We start from the raw sequence: 1,633 nt of genomic DNA on the forward strand, positions 1-1,633 counted from the left end.
GTCTGACCCACCATCATCCTTGCCATTCTCCGCGAGGCTGTAGAGAACAAATCCTGCTCCCGTGCGCCGATAACGTAGCGACTCATCATCGAAGGGATCAGCGGGAAGCGTTGGCTTTTCAGAAAACGTACCCGTCTTAAGACGCGTCTCCAGCAAGTCCAAAGTAGCCTCACGAAGCGCCGCTTGAGCGTTCCATTTTTGGAGCTTGGTCGCCGCCTGGCTCATCACGGGCGCGAGGCTTAAGACAAAGTAATCACTCCGGCTACGGCGCTTCTCCAGCGGTGCCAGTAGCGCCTCCATCCGTGCAGCGAGCGTCAGTGACTCGTTGCGTGCTAGCTCCTGATAAACACGACGCCAGTACCAGACGGTGCTTTGTTCCCAGTGGGTAGCAAGCTGGGGATTGTTTTTGACGAGATCCATCATTTCTTGAGAATCATCCTCGGGTTTTTCGGGATCCGGTAAAAAGGGCTTTCCCTGGCGCATATTCGCTACTTCCATGAGCTGGAAGGGAAGCTCCGCGCGATACGAAAACCTCAGATCTGGAGTAGGGCCAAATGTGGCTGCGGTCTGGCGTGCTGCCGAAAGAACCTCGGATTTCCCCCCGTGGCGCTGAAGAATCTTGATAAAAGCTCTGTCAGCAATAGTAGCACAGGCAACATGGACGAGCATCGCAATCAGGGTCGGCTCGCTCCCAATATGCCTCCCTATCTGCGCAGCACGCTCCAGGTCAGCCAGAGCCTCGAAGGGCTTCCCCGCTTCACTAGCACGCAGAGCACGGACTCCCAGAAGACGCACCATTTGCCGGGCGACAGCATACTCGGGGAAGGGAGTGCCCAGTCCCTTGCTCCAGTCGCGCTCCATCGAGTAACCCGGGAGGGCAGCGGCTTTCTCAGCGAGCTTAAGAAGGAAGGCTTGGCGCTTAAGAACGGCTTGGGCGGGCGCGAGTGCGTCGGTCTTCTGTGCGGCTGCCAGAAGCTCCCCATCGGTTTTGCGTTGCGGCTCGGGGAGTTTTTTGTAGGCCTTCTCTGCATCTACATAGACCAACGCCGCATTGCGCTCCTTTGGGACTGGTTTCATTTCAAGCTCGTGCCAGTCGGTAGTCAGCCCCTCGCGTTTGGCGGCAGCAAGCGCCTCAGGGAGGGATGCTGAGGAAACAGGAGCATCTTTACGACACCCAAACGCGAGCGTCACAAGAGAAAAAGCAAGGAAGTATCGTCGCTGCATGCCCAAATTGTACCGGAACTCGCTTCCTAAATACTGTCAGTACAATGCTTCCGTAGCGCCTCCACTCATCGCAACTCGCGGCCGTCGTCCTCTAGTATGGTTAAAAAAGGGACGATCGCCAGTAGCTTCATAATGGTCAGAAGCTCCTTGAGTGTCAAGGCATACTTTTTGGGCAAACGCGACGGGGACATGATGACCTCCTTGCGGCGAGTGGGTAGGAAACTCTCCTGCTCTCTCAAGAAGAAGCCGTCCGACTCCCTAAAAATACACTCACAGTGTGTCCTGAGCGTGATACCGAACCCGAGGCGAGGCGATTACGCTTCGTCCTCGGTGAAGACGATAACCTCATCGTCCTCATCGTCGTTTTTGGAGTCGCCATCTACCTTGTCTACTTGTGCGACAGCGAGAC

Annotated in this window: 1 protein-coding gene; it reads right to left on the minus strand. The window is 56.0% G+C overall.

The window, feature by feature from the left end; genetic code table 11:
• Window positions 1–1,224, minus strand: a 1,224-nt coding sequence (locus ACH2EH_RS11610) for a hypothetical protein (RefSeq protein ID WP_395141823.1), incomplete at its 3' end; no start/stop codon positions are given.
• Between the last annotated feature and the right edge of the window lie 409 nt (window positions 1,225–1,633).

The organism is Armatimonas sp., assembly GCF_043760365.1.
GTDB lineage: Bacteria > Armatimonadota > Armatimonadia > Armatimonadales > Armatimonadaceae > Armatimonas.